1 protein-coding gene is annotated in these 1252 nt (G+C 66.5%); it reads left to right on the top strand.

Features of this window, described 5'->3' with window-relative positions; all coding sequences use genetic code 11:
* Positions 1 to 53 precede the first annotated feature (53 nt).
* On the top strand, positions 54 to 1184 hold the full coding sequence (locus RT567_RS17010; RefSeq protein ID WP_313577356.1) for a mechanosensitive ion channel family protein: 1131 nt from the start codon (positions 54 to 56) through the stop codon (positions 1182 to 1184).
* Positions 1185 to 1252 lie beyond the last annotated feature (68 nt).

Below are 1252 nucleotides of genomic sequence, written 5' to 3'. Positions count from 1 at the left end.
GCGGGAGAGGGAAGCGGGATGACGTGGCTGTTTGGGCCGTCTAACCTCCCTTCATGCCTCAGTTCGTCACCAACCTGACCAACACCATCTTTGCGCTCTGGCGTCAGTTCCACTGGCTGCCGGAATGGGCGGTGGTGTCGATCATCACCGTGGTCTTCGTCTTCATCGGCTGGGCGGCCAATCAGGTGGTGTTCGCCCTGTTGAAGCTGGCGGTGCGCAACCGCGACGACTTCTGGAAGGGGATGCTGAAGCGCGCCCGGCTGAAGGTGCGGATCGCAGTGATGATCATCGCCCTGGCCCTGGCCGTCACCGTGTCGCCGCTGGACCCCGAGCCGTCGCTGTTCATCCGGCGCAGCCTGCTGTTCGGCTTCATCCTGGTGTGCGGCTGGATGCTGGCGGGCGCGGTGGATATGGGCGCGATCGTCCACCTGAAGAAGTTCAACATGGAGGCGGAGGACAACCTCTACGCCCGCAAGCACGTCACCCAGACGCGCATCCTGCAACGGGTCGCCGCCATCCTGATCGGCCTGATCACCCTGGGACTGGCGCTGTTGACCATTCCGGGGGTCAAGCAGTGGGGGCTGTCGCTGCTGGCTTCAGCCGGCGTGGTCGGCATCGTCGCCGGTCTGGCCCTGCAACCCTTCCTGACCAATCTGATCGCGGGCATACAGATCGCCACGGCCCAACCGATCCGCCTGGACGACGCCGTCATCGTCGAGGGGGAGTGGGGCCGGGTCGAGGAGATCACCTCGACCTATGTGGTGGTCAAGCTGTGGGACTGGCGGCGCATGGTCCTGCCGCTGACCTACTTCATCCAGAAGCCGTTCCAGAACTGGACGCGCGAGGATTCGCGGTTGATCGGCGTGTCCTTCCTCTATGTGGATTACGAGGCGCCCATCGACCGGCTGCGGATCAAGCTGGAGCAGATCGCCCACGCCTCGCCGCACTGGGACGGCGACGTGGTGGCTTTGCAGGTCACGGACGTCACCGAGCGGACGGCCCAGGTGCGCTGCCTGACCAGCGCGCGTAACGCCTCGGTCGCCTTCGACCTGCGGGCCGAGGTGCGTGAGAAGATGCTGGCCTTCATGCGCGACGAATGCCCCGAGGCCCTGCCGCGCGATCGGATGGATTTCGACCGCGAGCGCCGTCGCCCGGCGCCGCGCCCGACCGGCTACGAAGCGTAGGCTAGGCCGCCTGCATGGCCTTGCGCGCGCGCCAGAAGCGCAGGGTCCGCAGGGCCGCCTCGCGCGTC

It is taken from the genome of Brevundimonas sp. (genome assembly GCF_032107865.1).
Classification (GTDB): Bacteria; Pseudomonadota; Alphaproteobacteria; order Caulobacterales; family Caulobacteraceae; genus Brevundimonas.
Note: the sequence above shows the minus strand (reverse complement) of the source record. Positions and strands in the feature narration are given on the sequence as shown.